Origin of the sequence: Pseudomonas sp. St29 (assembly GCF_001547915.1) — a bacterium.
Classification (GTDB): Bacteria; Pseudomonadota; Gammaproteobacteria; order Pseudomonadales; family Pseudomonadaceae; genus Aquipseudomonas.
The window spans coordinates 6,711,364-6,731,919 of the sequence record NZ_AP014628.1; the positions used below are offsets into that span (position 1 = coordinate 6,711,364).

Here is a 20,556-nt window from a genome sequence, read left to right on the forward strand (position 1 = left end):
CACAGAAAAAATCAAATTACTTATTACAAGTAACTGATTAATAACGATTTTTATAACTTGAAACCGAATCTTAAATTCACTGGCATTGTTCATGCACTAAACGACGTATCACCTATAAAACAGACTTGAGAATTATCCCAATGGCTGTGAAAGAGATGTACGCCGTCGTGCCGCAATGGAATGCCCCTCTTCCTCAGGAAGAGTTGGCGCCGACTGAAATCGAATTTCGCCAAGTCGGTAAGTGTTTTCCGAGCAAGGGTCAGTCCAGCGCGCCCTTTGCCATTCGTGACGTGAGTTTCAAGATCCGTCGCGGCGAGGTGGTGTCGATCATCGGCCCTTCCGGTTGTGGCAAGAGCACCCTGCTCAATATGGGCTCGGGCCTTTACCTGCCCAGCGAAGGCGAGGTGCTGGTGGGCGGCGAGGCGGTGACCGGGCCGGTGCGCCGGGTGGCCTTCATGCTGCAAAAAGACCTGCTGATGCCCTGGCGCAGCATTCGCCGTAACGTCGAGCTGGGCCTGGAGATCCAGGGCGTGGCGGCCAGCGCCCGGGAAGCAGTGGCCAATGATTTGCTCGAACGCTGCCACCTCAAGGGCTTCACCGAGCACTACCCGTTCCAGCTGTCCGGCGGCATGCGCCAGCGGGCCGCTCTGGCCCGGACCCTGGCCATCGACCCCCAGGTGCTGTTCCTCGACGAGCCGTTCTCGGCCCTCGACGCCCAGACCAAGATGATCCTGCAACAGGACATGGCGCGGATGCTGGCCGACACCGGGAAGACCGCGCTGTTCATCACCCACGACCTGGTGGAAGCCATCGCCATGTCCGACCGGCTGCTGGTCATGAGCGCCCGCCCGGGAACCATCGTCGAGGAAATCAGCGTCGACCTGCCCCTGCGGGACAACCCCCTGGAGCGCCGCAAGCTGCCGGAGATCGGCCCGCTGGTTGGACGCCTGATGGAGCTGCTGCAAGTCGGCCAGGACCTCGAACTGCATTGATCAAGGCCCTAGCGGGCCGCAACCGATTCAGGAGTACCCATGCTCAAGTCGCTGTTTCAAAGACTCGGCCGCACCGCTACTGTCGCCCTCGGCCTGACCCTGGCGCACGGCGCGCTGGCCGCCCCGCAGGAGGTCACCTACCTGCTGCCGGCGCCACCCAACCTGCCGGCGTTCGCGCCGTGGATCATCGCCAAGGAAAAGGGCTACTACGCCGCCCACAACCTCAACCTGACCTTTATCGCCGCCAAGGGCGGGGTCGACGTGGCCAAGCAGATCGGCGCCGGCAACGCGCTGATGGGCGGCGCCATTGGCGACACTCCGATCGTGGTCCGGGCCAATGGCATTCCGGTGCGCGCGGTGGCACTGCTGGGGGCTGGAGGGGTGACCCTGATCGCCACCCCGCACAGTGCCGGGATCAAGGCCATCGACGACCTCAAGGGCAAGACCCTGACCGTGATGTCCTACTCGGACACCACCTACTACGCGCTGCTCGCCTCCCTGCGCAAAGCCGGCCTGAGCAAGAGCGATGTGGACATCCAGGCCGCTGGCCCGTCCGGGGTCTGGCAGCTGTTTTCCGCCGGCAAGGCCCAGGCCATGGCCGCCGTGCCGGACTGGGTGATCAATGCCGAGGACGCCGGGATCAAGGTGCAACTGATTCCCCGGGAGCAGATCTTCGAAAGCATGGCCCAGGCGATCCTCGCCTCCGACACGGCGATCCGCGACCAGCCGGAACTGGTGCGCGGGGTGGTCCAGGCCACCCTGCAAGGCATGCGCGACATCATCCAGGACCCGCGCGCCGCGGCCCGGACCTTCGCCCAGGCAGTACCGGCCTACGCCGGCAAGGAGGATGCCCTGGAGCGAATCTTCAAGCTCTATGTCGAGCACGTCTATGCCGGTCAACAGGTGCTGGGGCGCATCGATCCCCAGCGCCTGGAGCAGGTGCGCCAGTTCTATGTCAGCGAAGGCATCGTCAACCAAGAGCCCAGGCTCGACGACCTCTACACCAACCAGTTCATCGACAGCCCGGTGGCTGCGCAATGAGCACCGCCCCTTGCGAGGTACAACCCCGGATGAAAACCCTCAATCACTCCGTGCTCGGCAGCATCGCGCTGCTGCTGGTGTTCCTGCTGCTCTGGCAGTGGGGCCCGAGCCTGCTGGGCATGCCCGAATTCGTCATGCCCAGGCTCAGCCGCGTGGCCCAGGAAAGCCTGGTCATGTGGCAAAGCGGCAACCTCTGGCAGCACACCCTGGTCACCGCCCTGGAAATCATCGTCGGCTTCGCCCTCGGCGCCTTCCTCGGGCTGACCATCGGTGTGTCCCTGGGCCTGTCGCCCACCGCCGAAGCCGTGCTCTCGCCCTACATCCTGGCCTTGCAGATCGCGCCGAAGGTGGCCTTCGCCCCGCTGTTCGTGATGTGGCTGGGCTACACCGTCTACCCGAAGATCCTGATCGCCATCCTGATCGTGTTCTTCCCGGTGATGATCAACGTGCTGTCGGCGATCCGCACCGTGGACCCGGACATGATCAACCTGGTGCGCACCATGAGCGCCAGCCGCTGGCAGATCTTCCGCCTGGTGGAGTTTCCCTCGGCCATGGCCGCGCTGTTCTCCGGCCTGCGCATCGCCTCGACCCTGGCGGTGATCGGGGTCACGGTGGGCGAGCTGGTGGGCGGCAACCAGGGCCTGGGCTTCCTCCTGGTGGACGCCGAGGGCCAGGGCAACACCGCCGGGGTGTTCGTCGCCATCGTCATGCTGACCCTGATCGGGGTGATCGCCTACGGCGCCGTGGTCTGGGCGGAAAAGCGCGTCCTGCACTACCTGCCCAAAGCCATGTTGAGTAGCCAATGATGAACGCCCCAAGTGATCTGCTGCAGGACCGTCGGGTCCTGATTACCGGTGGCGCCCGTGGTCTGGGCTACGCCTTCGCCGAAGCCATTGCCCGCGCCGGAGCCCGGGTAGTGATTGCCGATGTGCTGGAACAGCGGGTGCAACAGGCGGCCATCGACCTGCGCCACCAGGGCCTGGATGTCCGCGCCCTGAGCCTGGACCTGGCGAACCCCGACGCCATCGACACCTGCATCAACGCCGCCGTGGAGCTGCTCGGCGGCCTCGACGGCCTGGTGAACAACGCCTCGATCACCCATTCCGGGGGCAAGAGCTGCGAGCAACTGACCCTGGACACCTGGGATCAGGTGATGCAGGTCAACGTGCGCGGCACCTGGCTGATGACCAAGGGCTGCCTGCCGGCCCTGCGCGCCAGCGGCCGCGGGGCCATCGTCAACCTGGCCTCGGACACCCCGCTGTGGGGCGCGCCGAACCTGTTGGCCTACGTCGCCAGCAAGGGCGCCATCATCGCCATGACCCGCAGCCTGGCCCGGGAGCTGGGCGGCGACGGGATCACCGTCAACGCCATCGCCCCGGGCCTGGTGCAGGTGGAAGCCACCGCCTATGTGCCCGAGGCGCGCCATCGCCTGTACCTGGAACAGCGCGCCCTGCAACGCCCGCAACTGCCCGAGGACGTCAGCGGCGCGGTGCTGTTCGCCCTGTCCGACCTTGCCCGTTTCATCACTGGACAAACCCTGCCGGTCAACGGCGGGTTCGTCATGCCCTGAATGGAGACTGCCATGACCGATCTATCCGCCAACTCGCAAGCCAAAAGCTGGGAGCGCCCGGCCGGGGCCAGCCTGGAAAGCTGGATGAACACCCGCATCGCCCGCTACGCAACCCGCCAGTACGACTGGGATGCGCTGAAGTTCCAGGCCGACTACGACCCCAAGTACCGTCGCGCGCAGATGCGCTACATCGGCACCGGCGGCACCGGGGTCAGCAACGACAGCAACACCGTCCCGGCCGAGCACTTCACCTTTTCCACCATGGTCATCCCCGCCGGCCATGAGGGCCCGTCGCACCTGCACATCGATGTAGAGGAAGTGTTCTTCGTCCTGCGCGGCAGGCTCAAGCTGGTGCTGGAAAAGGACGGCGAGCGCTTTGAAACCATCCTCAACGAACGTGACCTGGTGTCGGTGCCGCCAGGGGTGTACCGCGAGGAGATCAACATCGGCGATGAAGACGCGCTGATGTGCGTGATGCTCGGCGCGAAGAAGCCGATCACCCCGACTTACCCGCCAGAGCACCCTCTGGCCTCGATCAAGCGCGGGTAAGGCCATGTTCCCAGGCCTCTCTCAACCGGTAGCGACGGCGGACCTGCAAGCCCAGCTGGCCCGGGACTTTCCCCAGCGCCTGGTGACGGCCAGCGGCGGCCTCCAGGCCCTGCGTGAAGGCGGCGCGGGGCCGGCGCTGGTGCTGCTGCACGGCATCGGCTCCGGGGCGGCCTCCTGGCTGGAAGTCGCACAGCACCTGGCGCCCAAGGCCCGGGTCATTGCCTGGGACGCGCCCGGCTACGGTGATTCCAGCCCGCTGGAATCCCCCGCGCCGAAGGCCGAGCACTACGCCGCCCGGCTGCTGCAGATGCTCGACGCGCTGGAGATCGAGCAATGCGTGCTGGTGGGGCACTCCCTGGGCGCGTTGCCGGCCCTGGCCTTGGCCCGCAGCGCCCAGGCCCGGCGGGTCAGCCGCTTGCTGCTGATCAGCCCGGCCCAGGGCTACGGCGCGCCAGCGCTGGCCGAACAGGGCCGGCAGGTGCGCCAACAACGCCTGGACACGCTAGAGCGCCTGGGCATCGCCGGCCTAGCCGATCAGCGCAGCGCCCAGATGCTTTCGCCCACCGCCACGCCCCAGGCCCTGGCCTGGGTGCGCTGGAACATGGCCCGCCTGAACCCCACCGGGTATCGCCAGGCCATCGAGCTGTTGTGTGGTGACGACCTGCTGCGCCATGGCCCACCCGGCATGCCCTGCGAAGTGCATTGCGGCGCAGCCGACCGCATCACCCCGGCCGAGGGTTGCCTGACCCTGGCCAAGGCACTAGGCGCACGCTTCAACCTGATCGCCAACGCGGGCCACGCCAGCCCCGTCGAACAACCGCTGGTGGTGGCGGGCCTGCTGGCCCGCGCCATCGAAGAATCCCTGACAGGTAGACCCCTATGAACGACGCCGATCTGCTGAAGGACCCTCAGGACAAGTACATCGTCCCAGGCCTGGAACGGGGCCTGTTGCTGCTGTGCGAATTCAGCCGCAGCAACCGCACCCTCACCGCCCCGGAGCTGGCCCGGCGCCTGGCCCTGCCGCGCTCGACCATCTTCCGTCTGCTGACCACCCTGGAAACCATGGGTTTCGTGACCCGCAGCGGCAATGAATACCGCCTGGGCATGTCGGTGCTGCGCCTGGGCTTCGAATACCTGGCGTCGCTGGAGCTCACCGAGCTGGGCCAGCCGCTGCTGGCGCGGCTGTGCGACCGCCTCAACTACCCGAGCAACCTGGTGGTGCGCGACGGTCGCTCGATCGTCTACGTGGCCAAGGTTTCGCCACCTTCGGTGTTCTCCAGCGCGGTCAGCGTCGGCACCCGCCTGCCGGCCCACGCCACGGTGCTCGGCCGGGTGCTGCTGGGGGATTTGTCCCTGGCCGAGCTGCGCGAGCTGTACCCGGAGGAACACCTGGAACAGCACTCCCCCAGCACGCCAAACACCGTGATGGCGCTGTTCGACATGGTCCAGGCCGACCGCCAGCGGGGCTTTGTCAGCGGCGAAGGCTTCTTCGAGCCGAGCATTTCCACGGTGGCGGCCCCGGTGCGTGATCAGAGCGGCAGCATCGTCGCCGCCTTGGGAGTGACCATCGCCACCGCCCAGGTCGGCCACATCAACTACAACGAACTGCTGCTACAGGTACGCCGCAGCGCCGACGAGCTGTCGCGCCTGCTCAACTACAACAGCGCGGCCCATGACGGGCAGCCGCGGGTCACCGCCTTGATGAGGGATTGAAATGAGCCCTTATCAACTGCAAGGCCGCACGGCCATCGTCACCGGCGGCTCGTCGGGCATCGGCCTGGCCTGCGTCGAACTGCTGCTGCAGGCGGGCGCCAAGGTGGCCTTCTGTGGCCGCGACCCAGAGCGCCTGGAGGCGACGCAACAGCGCCTGCGCGAACGCTTCCCCGAGGCGCAGCTGCTGGCGCGGGTTTGCGATGTGCTCGACGCCGACGCCGTGGGCGCCTTCGCCAGCGCCAGCCTGAAGGCCCTGGGCCCGGCCAGCGTGCTGGTCAACAACGCCGGGCAAGGCCGGGTGTCGACCTTTGCCGACACCAGCGCCGCGGCCTGGAGCGAAGAGCTGAACCTCAAGTTCTTCTCGGTGATCAACCCGGTGCAAGCCTTCAAGCCCCAGCTCGACGGCCAGCCCGAGGCGGCAATCGTTTGCGTCAACTCGCTGCTGGCGCGCCAGCCGGAACCGCACATGGTGGCCACGTCCGCGGCCCGCGCCGGGGTGCTGAACCTGGTGCGCTCATTGGCCAGCGAGTTCGCCGCCGATGGCATCCGGGTCAACGGCATCCTCGTGGGCCTGGTGGAGTCCGGGCAATGGCGCCGGCGCTTCGAAGCCCGGGAAGAACGCCACCTCGACTGGACGCAATGGACCGCCCAACTGGCCCAGCGCAAACAGATTCCCCTGGGACGCCTGGGCCTGCCGATCGAGGCAGCCCAAGCCATCCTGTTCCTGGCCTCGCCTCTAAGCGCTTACACCACAGGCAGCCATATCGATGTTTCCGGAGGCCTCTGCCGCCATGCGTAACGAACCAATGGTCACCGTCGGAGCGGTCATCACCGCTTTTCTCGAACAATGCGACGTCAAGGCCGCCTTTGGCGTGATCTCGATCCACAACATGCCGATCCTCGATGCCTTCGCGGTGCGCGGCAACATCCGCTTCGTCATGGCCCGGGGCGAAGCCGGGGCGGCCAACATGGCCGACGCCTATGCCCGGGCCAGCGGCGGCCTGGGGGTGTGCCTGACCTCCACCGGCACCGCGGCCGGCAATGCCGCCGGCGCCCTGGTGGAAGCCTTGACCGCCGGCACGCCCTTGCTGCACCTGACCGGGCAGATCGAAACCCCCTACCTGGACCAGGAACTGGCCTATATCCACGAAGCCCGGGACCAGCTGAGCATGCTCAAGGCGGTATCCAAGGCGGCCTTCCGGGTGCGCAGCGTGGAAACCGCCCTGAGCACCCTGAAGCTGGCGGTGCAGACCGCCCTGACCGCGCCCACCGGGCCGGTGAGCGTGGAGATTCCCATCGACATCCAGTCGACCCTGATCCCCATGCCCACGGACCTCTCGCCCTTGCCAGTGGCCGTGGCGGTGCCCGCCGCCGAGGCCCTGGACCAACTGGCCGAACGCCTGGCGCAAGCCCATCGGCCGCTGCTCTGGCTGGGCGGCGGGGCGCGGCACGCCGGGCCTCAGGTCAAGCGCTTGATGGACCTGGGGCTGGGGATCATCACCTCGACCCAGGGCCGGGGCGTGGTCAACGAGGACGATGAACGCTGCCTCGGCGCTTTCTCGCAGAACAAGCAGGTCGAGCAGTTCCTGCAAAGCTGCGACGCGCTGTTGATCGCCGGCTCGCGCCTGCGCAGCAACGAAACCTTCAAGTACAGCCTGAAGCTGCCCCACAACACCCTACGCATCGACGCCAACCCGGCCATCGAAGGGCGCAGCTACCCCAGCGAGCGGTTTGTCTGTGGCGATGCCGCCCTGGCCCTCGAAGGCCTGGCCGACCGCCTCGAAGGCCGTTTGCACGGCAACCCGGAGTTCCTCGCCGAACTCAAGGCGGTGCGCGCCGCCTCGCGCCAGCAGTTGCTGGCGGACCTGGGGCCCTACTCGGCCATGGTCGAGCAGTTGCAGACCCACACTGGCCGCGACTTCACCTGGGTGCGCGACGTGACCCTGTCCAACAGCCTCTGGGGCAACCGCCTGCTGACCCTCTATCACCCGCGCTGCGGCATCCACGCCCTGGGCGGCGGTATCGGCCAGGGCCTGGCCATGGGCATCGGCGCCGCCATTGCCGCAGCGGTCAATGCGCCACAGCGCAAGGTCTTTGCCCTGGCCGGCGACGGCGGTTTCATCCTCAACCTGGGTGAGCTGGCGACCCTGGTCCAGGAGCGCGTCAACCTGGTGATCCTGCTGATGAACGACCAGCGCTACGGGGTCATCCGCAACATCCAGGACGCGGTCTACGGCAGCCGTCACTGCTACGTCGACCTGCACACACCGGACTACAGCAAGCTCGCCGAATCCATTGGCCTGCGCCACGGCCGGGTCCGCGACCTCAAGGATTTCGGCGGCCTGCTGGACCGTGCCCAGCGCGAGCCCGGCCCCTTCCTGCTGGAGGTGGACATGCTCAGCGTCGGCAACTTCGCCACCGCGTTCGCCGGGCCGCCCAACAGCGAAACCCAAGCCCAGAAAGCCAATGCCTGAGGAATGCGCCATGTTGCACATCACCATGATCGGCTGCGGGGCCATTGGCCTCGGCGTACTGGAACTGCTGGAACAGGACCGGCAACTGCGGGTGGACCGAGTGATCGTTTCGCCCGGCTCCGAAGCCGCCGCCCGCCAGCGCCTGGCCCGCTTGCAGCATCCGCCCCAGGTGCTCACCGCCCTGCCGGCCGAGGCCCGGCCCGACCTGCTGCTGGAGTGCGCCGGCCACCAGGCCCTTGAGGAACATGTGCTGCCCGCGCTGGAGCGAGGCATCGCCTGCCTGATCGTCTCGGTGGGCGCGCTCTCGCAGCCGGGCCTGGTGGAGCGCCTGGAAGCCGCGGCCGAGCACGGTCGTACCCGCATCGAGCTGCTGCCGGGGGCCATCGGCGGCATCGACGCGCTGTCGGCGGCCAAGGTCGGCGGCCTGGACTCGGTGGACTACACCGGCCGCAAACCGGCCCGGGCCTGGAAAAACACCCCTGGCGAACAGGCCTGCGACCTGGAGCGCATCAGCGAAGCGACGGTGATTTTCCAGGGCAGCGCCCGGGAAGCGGCGCGGCTGTACCCGAAGAACGCCAACGTCGCCGCCACCTTGTCCCTGGCCGGGATCGGCCTGGACCGCACCCGGGTGACGCTGATCGCCGACCCGCACAGTGACGAGAACGTCCATCAGTTCCAGGCCCGGGGCGCCTTTGGCGGTTTCGAACTGAGCCTGCGAGGCAAGCCGCTGGCGGCCAATCCGAAAACGTCGGCGCTGACCGTGTACAGCGTGATCCGGGCCCTGGGCAACCACGCTCACGGCCTATCCATCTGATGAGCAGCGGCAAGGAGTGAGCGGCAAGCGGCAAGTCAAGGCGTGAACAGCGCGCTTGCCGTCACTTGCAGCTTGCGGCTTGCCACTGAAGCTGAGGTTTTTATGAGTGTTGAACTGTCGTTACCGATTTGTGTTGCCGGTGATTGGCGCCTGGGCCGGGGGGCCCGGTATGCCAGCCGCTATCCCGCCACCAACGAGGCGGTGGCGTGGCTCAATGCCGCCGATCTGCAGGATGTCGAGGAGGCGGTGCAAGGCGCCCATCAGGCGTTTCTGCACAGCGGCTGGGCCCAGCGCAAGCCCCATGAACGGGCGGCGGTGCTGTATCGCATCGCCGGGCTGATCCGCGAGCGCGGCGAGGATCTGGCGCAGTTGCAACGCCAGGACAACGGCAAGCCGATCAATGAAACCCGGGCCCTGGTGGCCAGCGCGGCCGCGACCTTTCAGTTCTTCGCCGCCGCCTGCGAAACCCTGGAAGAGACCATCACCCCGTCCCGAGGGGATTTCGTCAGCATGAGCGTCTACGAACCCATGGGCGTGATCGCCGCGATCACCCCTTGGAACTCGCCCATCGCCAGTGAGGCGCAGAAGCTGGCGCCGGCCCTGGCCGCTGGCAACGCGGTGGTGATCAAGCCGGCGGAAATCACCCCGCTGCTGGCCCTGCAACTGGCGCGCATCTGTGACGACGCCGGGTTGCCCAAGGGGCTGGTCAGCGTCCTGCCGGGCAAGGGCTCGCTGCTGGGGGACGCCCTGACCCGCCATCCCCTGGTAAAAAAGGTCTCGTTCACCGGTGGCACACGCACTGGCAAGCACATCGCCCACATCGCCGCCGACAAGATGATGCCGGTGTCCCTGGAGCTGGGGGGCAAGTCGCCGACCATCGTGCTCGACGACGCCGACCTCGACCACGCCGTGGCCGGGGTGTTGTACGGCATCTTCAGTTCCTCGGGCGAGGCCTGTATCGCCGGGTCGCGGCTGTTTGTCGCCCAGCGCCTGTACCAGCCGTTCATGGACCGACTGGTGGACGCGGCGAGCCGGCTGCGGGTCGGCGACCCGGCGCACGAGCGCACCCAGATGGGACCGCTGATCAGCGCCGAGCACCGTGAGTCGGTAGAGCGCTATGTGGCCCTGGGCCTGGCCGCCGGCGGCCGCCTGCGCCTGGGCGGCGAACCCTTGGCGGGAGCGGCCTACGAGCGTGGCTTCTACTACCCGCCGACCATCCTCGAAGGCCTGCACAACCGGCAGCAGGTGTGCCAGGAGGAGATCTTCGGCCCGGTGCTGGTGGCCCTGCCCTTCGAGGACGAAGCGCAGTTGCTGGAGCAGGCCAACGACAGCCTGTATGCCCTCGCCGCCGGGATCTGGAGCCGCGACTACAAGCGCGCCTGGGCCCTGGGCCGCAAGCTCCAGGCCGGCACGGTGTGGATCAACACCTACAAGCAGTTTTCGATTTCCACCCCCTTCGGCGGCTGGCGCGACAGCGGCCTGGGCCGGGAAAAGGGCCGCCTGGGAATCCTGCAGTACATGGAACAGAAGAGCCTCTACTGGGGCATGAACCCACAACCACTGGCCTGGGCCGGTCTGGGCAACGAGGTAGCGCAATGAGTGTTCTGGGCATTGATGAAGTCACTTACGGCGTCGAGGACCTCGACACCTGCGTGCGGTTTTTCCGCGACTGGGGCCTGCAGCAGGTCAGCGCCCGGGAGGATGAGGTGGTCTTCGAAACCCTCAACGGCTGTCGCGTGGTGCTGGCGGACCTGAACCGGCCCGGCCTGCCGCCGGCGATCGAAGCCGGCTCCACGGTGCGCGAAGTGGTCTGGGGCGTGGAAAACGCCGCCGACCTGGCGCTGTACCGCCAGCGCATCGCCGCCGACCCGGGTTTCGTCGAAGGCGACGGGCGCATCGGCTGCACCGACCCCAACGGCCTGGCCATCCGCTTGCAGGTGACCCGCAAGCGCACCCTGGACATCGAGTGCAGCGGCCACAACACCTGGCAGACCAAGGGCCGGATCAACAAGCCAGCACCGATCTACGAACGCGCCACACCGATCGAGGTCGGCCACGTGGTGTTTTTCGTCAAGGACGTGAACGCCTGCGAAGCCTTCTACAGCGAGCGTTTCGACTTCCAGGCCTCGGACCGTTACCCGGATCGTGGGGCCTTTTTGCGCAGCGCCGAGGAAGGCGGCCATCACGACCTGTTCATGCTGCAACTGCCGGCGCCTCGGGCCGGGCTCAACCATGTGGCCTTCACCGTGCGCGATGTGCACGAGGTGTTTGGCGGCGGCATGCACATTTCCCGTTGCGGCTGGAGCACGGAAATCGGCCCGGGCCGGCACCCGGTGTCGTCGGCGTTCTTCTGGTACTTCAAGAACCCCGCCGGGGCCCTGGTGGAGTATTACGCCGATGAAGACCAACTGACCGGGCAATGGCAGCCCCGCAGCTTCGAGCCCGGCCCCACGGTGTTCGCCGAATGGGCGATTGCCGGTGGCATCGACGGCCACACCCGCCGCCAGCAACACGTCGAGGCGCCCCAGGGCAAATTCCTCACCGACAAACCCAAAGCCTGAGCAGAAGCCGAAAAGGAGATCCATGACATGACCGCCCGCGCCCCTTACCTGGAGCCGCATCAGGCTCGCAAACGTCCCAGCACGCCCTTCGAGGACCTGCTGGGAGACGCCATCGAACGCGCCTTTGGCAATGGCATCAGCGAACTGCCGGCGCTGCTTGAACACCTTGACCGGGCCGGCCCGCCCTGCCCGCTGACCGAGGGCCAGTGGACGGCGGATGCCTACAAAACCCTCATGGCTCGATTGGGCGAATGACCCGTCGGAGGACAATAAGAAATGAACCTGCAACTGACCGTCGATCCTGTTGAGCAACACCTGGCCAATGGCCTGAAAGACCTGTGGTTCCCGGTACTGCCGTCGGAGCATCTGGGGGACAAGCCCGTGTCCATCCGCCGCCTGGGCTACAAGATCGCCCTGTGGCGCGACAACGATGGCCGCGTCCATGCCCTGGAAGACCACTGCCCGCACCGTGGCGCGCCGCTGTCCCAGGGCCCGGTGCTGGGCGATCGCCTGCAATGCCCTTATCACGGCATCGAAGTGCGCTGCGACGGCACCGTGCTCAAGGTGCCCGGCAGCCCCGGGTGCAAGCTTGAAGGCAGCCGGCCGACGCGGATGTTCCATGCCCGCGAGGCGGCCGGGGCGATCTTCCTGTTCAACGCCAGCGACCCGCACCTGGACCAGGCGCCGGAGCTGGTGCTGCCGGAGCAACTGACCAACCCCGAATGGAGCCACTTCCTCTGCTACACCGAGTGGCAGGGCGACTACCGCTATGTGCTGGACAACGTCATGGACCCGATGCACGGCACCTACCTGCACAAGATGTCCCACTCCATGAGCGAAGGCGAAGCCACCGCGCGCTTCGTCACCCGCGACACCGAGCAGGGCTTCGTCTTCGAGAAGGAAGGCCAGCGCGGGGTCAACTTCGACTGGACCGAGTTCCTCGACAACGGCTGCCACTGGCTGCGCCTGGAAATTCCCTACCCGAAAACCGGCGGCCCGGGGGGCAACTTCACCATCATCGGCAGCTACACCCCCAGCAGTCGCGCCCTGGCGGCGGTGTTCCACTGGCGCTGCCGCCCGCTCACCGGCTGGCAGCGCGACACCTGGCGCTTCCTCTACAAGAACCGCCTGGAGGCGCGCCACTGGGCGGTGCTGGAGCAGGACCGGGTGCTGCTCGAATTCATGGAGGCCGACGCCAACCAGCGGGAAAACCTCTACCAGCACGACCTGGGAGTGGTGCGCCTGCGGCGTTACCTGAAGAACGCCGCCAAGGCCCAGCTGGAACTGATCGACGCCAGGCAACTGGCGTGAACCCGACCGGCGGGGATCGAGCCCGATCCCTGCCGCGCTGTCTTGAAAGAGGTGAATGATGTGCACATCCCCGCTCCTCACCGCCCGGGTGCAAAGCCTGCACTATGAAGCCGAGGGCATCATCAGCGTCGAGCTGCGGCCCTTGGGCGACACCCGGTTCCCGGCCTTCGAGGCCGGCGCCCATATCGACCTGCACCTGGCCAACGGCCTGGTGCGCAGCTACTCGCTGCTCAACGCCCCGGGCGATCCCGGGCATTACCGCCTGGGCATCCTGCGCGACCGCAACAGCCGCGGCGGTTCGGAGTACATTCACAGCCAGTTGCGGGTCGGCATGGCATTGTCGATCTCGGCGCCACGCAATAACTTCGCTCTCGATCTGGGTGCCGAGCACAGCGTGCTGGTGGCCGGCGGCATCGGCATCACGCCGATCTACTGCATGTTCCGCCAGCTGCTGGCCCTGGGAAAATCCGCCGAGCTGATCTACTGCGCCCGCTCGCGCCAGGAAGCGGCGCTGGTGGCCAGCCTCGACAGCCTAGGGGCCCCGGTGCGTTACCACTTCAACGACGAGCAGGGCCTGCCACCAGATCTGGGGGACTACCTGACCGGCTACCCCGGCGACACCCACTTCTATTGCTGTGGCCCAACGCCAATGCTCGATGCCTTTGAAAGCACCTGTGAACGCCTGGGCTACGTTCACAGCCATGTCGAGCGCTTCAGCGCCGGCGAAATCGCCCCGAGCGCAGACGCCCGCAGCCACTACCGCGTGGAACTGAAAAAGTCCGGGCGGAGCCTGGCGGTGGAGCCGACCCAGAGCTTGCTGGACGTGCTGCTGGAGGCCGGTTGCGACATCGACCACAGCTGCCGCGAAGGGGTGTGCGGCTCCTGCGAAACCCGGGTCCTGGAAGGCGAGGTCGACCACTGCGACAGCGTCCTGAGCAAGGCCGAACGGGCGGCCAACCGTTCGATGATGGTCTGTGTCTCGGGCTGCAAGAGCCAGCGCCTGGTGCTGGATCTGTAATCTGCCCGGCTAAAAAAACCTGTGGCGAGGGAGCTTGCTCCCGTGGGACCGGCCGGCGCTCCGGGGTGTAGCAGTCCCATTTTTGGGGTCGCTGCGCGCCCCAGCGGGAGCAAGCTCCCTCGCCACCCGTACAGTGCTTGTGCCTAACTGATCGGCCTCAGCCTTTTTCAACCCGTTTTTTCGCCAACAAGCCCGCGCCATGGGGCTGCGTCCCGCGGTTCACCCATAAAACACCCCGCCCGCCCAATACCCCCAAGGTGCAATAAAGACGCACCGGACAAGGCCCCCTGTAACCTCTGTAACCTGCTGTTCCAAGGGTTGTACAAGGGAGCCTTGTTTCCCATATAAATCATTGATTTGAAAGTATTTTTCCATAAGCAAGTAGCGTGGCGACTGGCATGGTTTCTGCTCTTGCCCTCCTCACTTCATAAGGAGGAGATCAAGATGAAGCGTCACGCCCTGGGTGCCAGCCTGCTAGTGATCAGTTGCGCCGGTTTCGCCGTTGAACCGGTGCCTTCCGAACCGGTGCGCGCCAACGCCGCCAACAAGCCTTTCCCGCATGTTTCCTGGCGCAGCACGGACGGCGACAGCAGCCTGGACATCGGCGGCGCCTTGCGCCTGAATTATCGCGACGAGCATTGGCAAACCACGGAAAACAACGGTCGCCTGCTGTTCGACACCTTTCGCCTGGACGTCCAGGCCCGCTACCAGAACCTCTACGGCGACCTGGGCTACTGGTTCCAGGATGACGGCAAGCGCGCCATCGACCGGGGCTTCGTCGGCTATCGGCTGAACAGTCAATCGACCCTGCAACTGGGAGCGCCCTTCAAACCCTTTGGCCTGGAGCCCTACCCGCAATTTGGCTGGAGCTATCACATCCCGTTTTTTCTCGGCTACGGCTCCAGCGCCGGCAGTGGCTTGAAGTACAGCCACAAGGACACGGACTGGGATGTGCAACTGGCCTACTTCCCGCGGATGCTGCCCAGCGGCATCCGCTACTCGCCGGAAGTCGGCCGCTACGCCGACTTGAACGACAACGCAATCGCCGCTGTGCAGTCGCGCCAGGACGATGAAAAACGCAACCAGCTCAATGCCCGGGTCGCTCGGACCTTCAACCTCGACGACTGGAAAACCGAGCTGGGCGCCTCCCTGGCCACGGCCCAGCTGTACAACGCCAGCACCCGGGACAACGGCGACTACTGGGCGGCGGGGCTGCACGCGGTGATCAATCATGGCCCCTGGACCCTGACCAGCCAGGCCATTCGCTACCAATTCGATCCAAAGAACCCCGGTGGCGTCAGCAAAGATTCGGTGCTGATGGGCGGCAACGGCCTGACCCCGGCCTACCTGATCGCCTCCCGGGCCAGCGTGGCCTCGCTGAACCTGGGGTACGACATCGACACTCCCGGGCTTGGGCAACTCAAGCGCATCAAGCTGTACAACGACTACAGCCGCATGCGCAAAGACAAAAGGAGTTGGGACGACTCGCAGATGTACACCATTGGCGCGCAGTTCCTGGCACTACCGGTGATGGCCTGGCTGGACCTGACCTGGGCCAGGAACGCCAACCCCTATGGCGGCGCGGAGAATGGCAGCGGCTTCACCAGCACCACCTCCAGCGGCAGCAACCAGTGGTATTACCGGACCAACATCAACATCGGCTACTACTTCTGATCCCGTCGCAGGAGCCGGCTTGCCGGCGAACAGGGCTTCAAGACGGACACCGCTCAAACGGGCCCCTTCGCTGGCCAGCCAGCTCCTACGGTTGGCAACGGTATCGCGGGGATGATGCGGGCCCCTTGAAGCCTCTGTTCGCGGGATTTTCCGGGCAAGACAAGAACCGTTTCAGCCCACCGCCGGCACTGCCGTTCCTCGGCTCGACACGCAACATGCAGACGGCGAGCCCGCGCACCGGTATAGTGCGCCCCCTCTTCACGTGGACAGCCGTCGGTAACGAGGCTCAACCCCACGGGAAACCCGAACTAATAACAACCCGCGAAATATAGAACCGGGACGAACGCTCGCCCCACCGCATTGCCGTGCGTGCAATCAGCGGTGTAACTGAATGTTTCCGTCCGTTCTGCTTTTGCCTACACAAAAAACAGCGAGGAATAATCCATGCTCGAAGTCATCAACGACTTCCTCTCAGGGAAAGTGCTGATCGTGCTCATTGTCGGGCTCGGCAGCTACTTCACGATCCGCTCGCGTTTCGTTCAATTGCGCCACTTCCTCCATATGTTCGCGGTGTTCCGCGACAGCCTGAAAAGCAGCGGCGGCCAGCTCAGCTCGTTCCAGGCGCTGATGCTCAGCCTTGCTGGCCGGGTGGGCGCGGGCAACATCGCCGGCGTCGGCATCGCCGTGACCCTGGGCGGCCCTGGCGCGGTGTTCTGGATGTGGGTGACCGCACTGGTCGGCATGTCCAGCAGCTTCTTCGAGTGCACCCTGGCCCAGGTCTACAAGCGCGCCGACGGCGACGGCCTGTACCGCGGCGGCCCGGCCTACTACATCCAGCACGGCCTGAAGCTCAAGGGCATGGCGGTGGTGTTCTCCATCCTGCTGCTGGTCACCTACGGCTTCGCCTTCATCGGCCTGCAGTCCTACACCGTGACGCACTCGCTGCAGGACGCCTTTGCCTTTGACCCACGCCACACCGGCATCGTCCTGGCCGTGCTGCTGGCCATCACCTTCATCGGCGGCATCAAGCGCATCGCCGCGGTGTCCGACCTGCTGGTTCCGATCAAGACCCTGGCCTACATCGCCGTGACCCTGTACGTGATCGGCACCCAGATCGAACACGTGCCGGCCATGCTGGAAACCATCATCAAGAGCGCCTTCGGCCTCGATCCGGCCTTCGGCGGCCTGCTGGGCAGCGCCATCGTCATGGGCGTGAAGCGTGGCGTGTTCGCCAACGAAGCGGGCCTGGGCAGTGCGCCGAACGTCGCCGCCGTGGCCGCCGTGAAGCACCCGGGCGCCCAGGGCGTGGTCCAGGCCTTCAGCGTGTTCCTCGACACCTTCGTGATCTGCACCTGCACCGCGCTGCTGATCCTGCTGTCGGGCTTCTACACTCCTGGCTTCGAAGGCGATGGCATCGTCCTGACCCAGAACTCGCTGGCCGCCGTGGTCGGTGACTGGGGCCGCCTGTTCGTCAGCGTCGCGCTGTCGCTGTTCGTCTTCACCTGCATCCTCTACAACTACTACCTGGGCGAGAACAGCCTGCAGTTCCTCAGCCGCAACCGCGCCGTGCTGATGCTGTTCCGCGGCCTGGTGCTGGCGCTGGTGGTCTGGGGTTCGATGCAGGACCTTTCGACCGTGTTCGCCTTCGCCGATATCACCATGACCTGCCTGGCCTTCGTCAACCTGGTGGCCCTGGCCATGCTGTTCAAGGTCGGCCTGCGGGTGATGCGCGACTACGACGAGCAGCGCCGCTCCGGCGTCGACCAGCCGGTGTTCGACTCGCGCAAGTTCGCCGATCTGGACCTGGACCTGAAGGCCTGGCCTGCCGAACCCTCGGCCGCCACCCAGGCCGAGCCGCAAGGCGTACCCGCAGCGCAACGCTGACGGGTGAACGACGGGAGCATCCTCTGCACCCGTCGGTTACAGTTCGATAAATGTGCGAGCGGGCTTGCCCGCTCCCACAGGAACTCACCGTTTCGGAGAATCCCATGAACCCTTCGACCTACCCTGTCGCCCAGCATGTCATGGTGCTCTACACCGGTGGCACCATCGGCATGCAGGCCAGCGCCGACGGCCTGGCCCCGGCGTCCGGTTTCGACGTGCGCATGCGCGCCTACCTCGACAGCCAGCCCGAACTGGTGGTGCCGGCCTGGCGCTTTCGCGAGATGGCGCCGCTGATCGACAGCGCCAACATGACCCCCGACTACTGGCAGCGCCTGCGTGAAGCGGTGGTCGAGGCCGTGGACCAAGGCTGCGACAGCGTGCTGATCCTGCACGGCACCGACACCCTGGCCTACAGCGCCGCCGCCATGAGCTTCCAGTTGCTGGGCCTGCCGGCGCCCGTGGTGTTCACCGGCTCGATGCTGCCGGCCGGCGTGCCCGACAGCGACGCCTGGGAAAACCTCAGTGGCGCCCTCTTGGCCCTGGGCCAGGGCCTGGCACCGGGGGTGCACCTGTACTTCCACGGCGAGCTGCTGGCGCCGACCCGCTGCGCGAAAATCCGCAGTTTCGGCCGTCACCCGTTCGCCGCCCTGCAACGCAATGGCGGCGGCGCCAAGGCCGAAGCGATTCCGTCGGCGCTGGACTACCGCCAGGCCAAGCAACTGGCCAAGGTCGGCGTGTTGCCGCTGTTCCCCGGCATCGGCGCCGAGCTGCTGGACGGCGTGCTCGACAGCGGCATCCAGGCCCTGGTGCTGGAGTGCTTCGGCAGCGGCACCGGTCCTAGCGACAACCCGGCGTTCCTGGCCAGTCTCAAGCGCGCACAGGAGCAAGGCATCGTGGTGGTGGCGGTGACCCAGTGCCATGAAGGCGGTGTGGAGCTGGACATCTACGAAGCCGGCAGCCGCCTGCGCGGCGTGGGCGTGCTGTCCGGTGGCGGCATGACTCGCGAAGCGGCGTTCGGCAAGCTCAATGCGCTGCTCGGTGCCGGGCTGGAAAGCGCCGAAGTGCGGCGCCTGGTCGAACTCGATCTGTGTGGCGAGTTGAGCTGAAGCTCGCGCTCGGGAGCCGGTGGCTACTGCGGTAGCTGCCGGCTCGACGACGAGCAGAGGGTGGCTGTCAGGTTACTTTTTGACCGTGTAATCCTGGCCCCAGACCCGCACCGAACTCGAGCTCTCGATCGGTCCTTCAAACACGAACTTCTGCCGCACTGCCGCCTTGGCCGGGATGGTGACTTCGTCCGGGTTGTCGAGGCTGACAGTCAGATTGTTGGCGTAACCGTCCTGGTCGATCGCCAGCAGGGCGCCGGTCTGCTTGAGGTTGATCAGTCGCAACTGGCTGTCGCTGCTGTTCTTGAAGCCCAGGGTAACGTTGAAGCTGTCGCCGACGGCTTCAGTTTTCAATACCTGGACATCGACGCGGCCTTTCATTTGCTCGCGAGAGGAAATGATCGAGGCACCGTCGACGCCTTGCGCCGATTGGCGACCGTCGAGCACACCTTCGCTGACGCCGCCCAAGAGGTTCTTGCCTGCCGAAATGGCTGATGAGACGGCTGACTTGGCAGAGTCCTTGATGGTGCTTTCGCTGCCTGGCTCAGCCTCGGCCAGGCACAGCGAACTCAGGAGCAAGCCGGAGACCAGAAGCAGGGAACGCGCAGGGATGAGGGTCATACATAGTCCTTTATCGAGGTTGCTGCACCGCCACTTCAGGCGATGAATGGCAGGCAGGTTGCACCAATCAAAGCGCCAAGTCACTAGCCACACAACGCTCGCAATGCCCCATGCAGCGGGCCGGCAAACCGCAGGTCTGATCGCGGGCGGCATGCAACTTGCTCCGGTTAAGGGTCTTCCCCTGGCTGGAATCTGCGCATGCTGCACTCGCACCTCACCACCCTCAACGCCGTTTCCCTGGTGCTCAACACCTTCAAGGAACAGGGCCAGGACAGTGAAGCCCTGTTGGCCGGCAGCGGGATAAACCCCGCCGACCTGAGCCGCGCCGACACCCGCATCACCACCAATCAAGAGATGCTGGTGTGCGCCAATGCCGTGGCCCTGCAACGGGACATCGGCCTGGAACTGGGCCGGCGCATGCACGTTTCCTCCTACGGCATGCTCGGCTATGCCCTGCTCACCAGTGCCACCTTAGGTGACGCTTTGCGCCTGGCCATGCGCTATCCGGCGCTGTTGGGAACACTTTTCGAACTGAGCCTGGAAGCCGACGGCCCGCGCATCTGGTTCACTGCAGCCGGCTACCGCGAAAGCCCGGCCCTGGCGGCGTTCAATACCGAGTTCTGCCTGGTGTCGCTGAAGGTCATCTGCGACGACTTGCTGGGCCACCCGCTGCCGCTGCTGGGGGCGCGCTTCGACTACCCGGCGCCGGACTATCAACAGCGCTACCGCGAGCCCTTCGACTGCCCGCTGCAGTTCAACGCCCGCAGCAACGCCTTCGCCTTCGACCAGCAATGGCTCGAACACCCCCTGCCCCTGGCGGATGCCATCACTCACCAGGCCATGGCCGAGCGCTGCCGCAAGCAGAACACCGAGTTCACCGGACGCCAGGCCTGGCTCGGGCGCATCCGCCAGTTGCTGGCGGCGCAACTGGACGCCGCGCCGGGGCTGGAGGGGCTGGCGGAACAGATGAACTGCTCGGCCCGGACCCTGCGCCGCCACCTGCGCGACCTGGGCTGCAGCTATCAGGAGCTGCTGGACGAGCTGCGCTTCGAGCGGGCCAAGCAAATGCTCTGCGAAGACCAGATGCCCATCTACCGGATTGCCGAGGCCCTGGGCTTCAGCGAGACCGCGAGCTTTCGCCATGCCTTCATCCGCTGGAGCGGCGTGGCGCCGAGCCAATTCCGGCCCTGAGACAAACCCCGGCATAAAGACGCCGATTGCATTACATTGC

At 66.0% G+C, this 20,556-nt stretch carries 20 protein-coding genes; 19 read left to right on the forward strand and 1 reads right to left on the reverse strand.

Translation table 11 applies throughout. From position 1 onward, the window contains the following. Positions 1-155: 155 nt before the first annotated feature. The 18 genes from PST29_RS30070 to PST29_RS30155 all read left to right on the forward strand — a co-directional run bounded on the left by PST29_RS30070 (position 156) and on the right by PST29_RS30155 (position 18,707). Positions 156-992 (forward strand): ABC transporter ATP-binding protein, encoded by an 837-nt coding sequence (locus PST29_RS30070; protein WP_060845191.1) that lies wholly within the window; start codon positions 156-158, stop codon positions 990-992. 39 nt (positions 993-1,031) lie between these two features. Further along, entirely contained in the window at positions 1,032-2,033 is a 1,002-nt protein-coding gene (locus PST29_RS30075; RefSeq protein WP_060844999.1) for an ABC transporter substrate-binding protein, read from the forward strand. Positions 2,034-2,062: 29 nt separating this feature from the next. After that, positions 2,063-2,839 carry an ABC transporter permease gene (locus tag PST29_RS30080; protein WP_060845000.1) on the forward strand — a complete coding sequence of 259 codons (777 nt, stop codon included), beginning with the start codon at positions 2,063-2,065 and terminating at the stop codon, positions 2,837-2,839. Next, a complete protein-coding gene (locus PST29_RS30085; RefSeq protein ID WP_060845192.1) occupies positions 2,839-3,603 on the forward strand; it encodes an SDR family oxidoreductase in 765 nt (254 codons plus the stop codon). Before PST29_RS30080 ends, PST29_RS30085 begins: the two co-directional genes overlap by 1 nt. A 12-nt stretch (positions 3,604-3,615) precedes the next feature. Beyond that, positions 3,616-4,152, forward strand: coding sequence for a cupin domain-containing protein (locus PST29_RS30090; RefSeq protein ID WP_060845001.1), 537 nt, complete (start codon positions 3,616-3,618; stop codon positions 4,150-4,152). Between the two features lie 4 nt (positions 4,153-4,156). After that, positions 4,157-5,035, forward strand: a complete 879-nt coding sequence (locus PST29_RS30095) for an alpha/beta fold hydrolase (RefSeq protein WP_060845002.1) — start codon at positions 4,157-4,159, stop codon at positions 5,033-5,035. Next, the gene (locus PST29_RS30100) at positions 5,032-5,865 is read left to right on the forward strand and encodes an IclR family transcriptional regulator (RefSeq protein WP_060845003.1); all 834 of its coding nucleotides are present in this window, start codon (positions 5,032-5,034) and stop codon (positions 5,863-5,865) included. Before PST29_RS30095 ends, PST29_RS30100 begins: the two co-directional genes overlap by 4 nt. Position 5,866: 1 nt before the next feature. Then, positions 5,867-6,664: an SDR family oxidoreductase gene (locus PST29_RS30105; protein ID WP_060845004.1), complete on the forward strand. Its 798-nt coding sequence runs from the start codon at positions 5,867-5,869 to the stop codon at positions 6,662-6,664. Then, entirely contained in the window at positions 6,657-8,339 is a 1,683-nt protein-coding gene (locus PST29_RS30110; protein WP_060845193.1) for a thiamine pyrophosphate-binding protein, read from the forward strand. Before PST29_RS30105 ends, PST29_RS30110 begins: the two co-directional genes overlap by 8 nt. A gap of 10 nt (positions 8,340-8,349) precedes the next feature. Continuing rightward, positions 8,350-9,153, forward strand: coding sequence for an aspartate dehydrogenase (locus PST29_RS30115; RefSeq protein ID WP_060845005.1), 804 nt, complete (start codon positions 8,350-8,352; stop codon positions 9,151-9,153). A gap of 102 nt (positions 9,154-9,255) precedes the next feature. Further along, positions 9,256-10,752, forward strand: coding sequence for an aldehyde dehydrogenase (locus tag PST29_RS30120; RefSeq protein ID WP_060845006.1), 1,497 nt, complete (start codon positions 9,256-9,258; stop codon positions 10,750-10,752). Beyond that, complete coding sequence (locus tag PST29_RS30125; protein WP_060845007.1) at positions 10,749-11,714, forward strand: VOC family protein; 966 nt, start codon at positions 10,749-10,751, stop codon at positions 11,712-11,714. Before PST29_RS30120 ends, PST29_RS30125 begins: the two co-directional genes overlap by 4 nt. A gap of 27 nt (positions 11,715-11,741) precedes the next feature. Further along, complete coding sequence (locus PST29_RS30130; RefSeq protein WP_060845008.1) at positions 11,742-11,969, forward strand: recombinase-like helix-turn-helix domain-containing protein; 228 nt, start codon at positions 11,742-11,744, stop codon at positions 11,967-11,969. 21 nt (positions 11,970-11,990) lie between these two features. Beyond that, positions 11,991-13,025: an aromatic ring-hydroxylating oxygenase subunit alpha gene (locus tag PST29_RS30135; protein ID WP_060845009.1), complete on the forward strand. Its 1,035-nt coding sequence runs from the start codon at positions 11,991-11,993 to the stop codon at positions 13,023-13,025. 58 nt (positions 13,026-13,083) lie between these two features. After that, positions 13,084-14,043 carry a PDR/VanB family oxidoreductase gene (locus PST29_RS30140; RefSeq protein ID WP_060845010.1) on the forward strand — a complete coding sequence of 320 codons (960 nt, stop codon included), beginning with the start codon at positions 13,084-13,086 and terminating at the stop codon, positions 14,041-14,043. 444 nt (positions 14,044-14,487) lie between these two features. Beyond that, a complete protein-coding gene (locus PST29_RS30145; RefSeq protein ID WP_060845011.1) occupies positions 14,488-15,717 on the forward strand; it encodes a hypothetical protein in 1,230 nt (409 codons plus the stop codon). A 444-nt stretch (positions 15,718-16,161) separates the two neighbouring features. Next, on the forward strand, positions 16,162-17,601 hold the full coding sequence (locus PST29_RS30150; RefSeq protein WP_060845012.1) for an alanine/glycine:cation symporter family protein: 1,440 nt from the start codon (positions 16,162-16,164) through the stop codon (positions 17,599-17,601). A 104-nt stretch (positions 17,602-17,705) separates the two neighbouring features. Further along, entirely contained in the window at positions 17,706-18,707 is a 1,002-nt protein-coding gene (locus PST29_RS30155) for an asparaginase (RefSeq protein WP_060845013.1), read from the forward strand. A gap of 72 nt (positions 18,708-18,779) precedes the next feature. Here the strand turns inward: PST29_RS30155 and PST29_RS30160 are convergent, their stop codons facing one another. Then, the gene (locus tag PST29_RS30160; RefSeq protein WP_231978992.1) at positions 18,780-19,325 is read right to left on the reverse strand and encodes a hypothetical protein; all 546 of its coding nucleotides are present in this window, start codon (positions 19,323-19,325) and stop codon (positions 18,780-18,782) included. Positions 19,326-19,523: 198 nt separating this feature from the next. On the opposite strand from PST29_RS30160, the gene PST29_RS30165 reads away from it, so the two are divergent. Further along, positions 19,524-20,516: an AraC family transcriptional regulator gene (locus tag PST29_RS30165; RefSeq protein ID WP_060841784.1), complete on the forward strand. Its 993-nt coding sequence runs from the start codon at positions 19,524-19,526 to the stop codon at positions 20,514-20,516. Positions 20,517-20,556 lie beyond the last annotated feature (40 nt).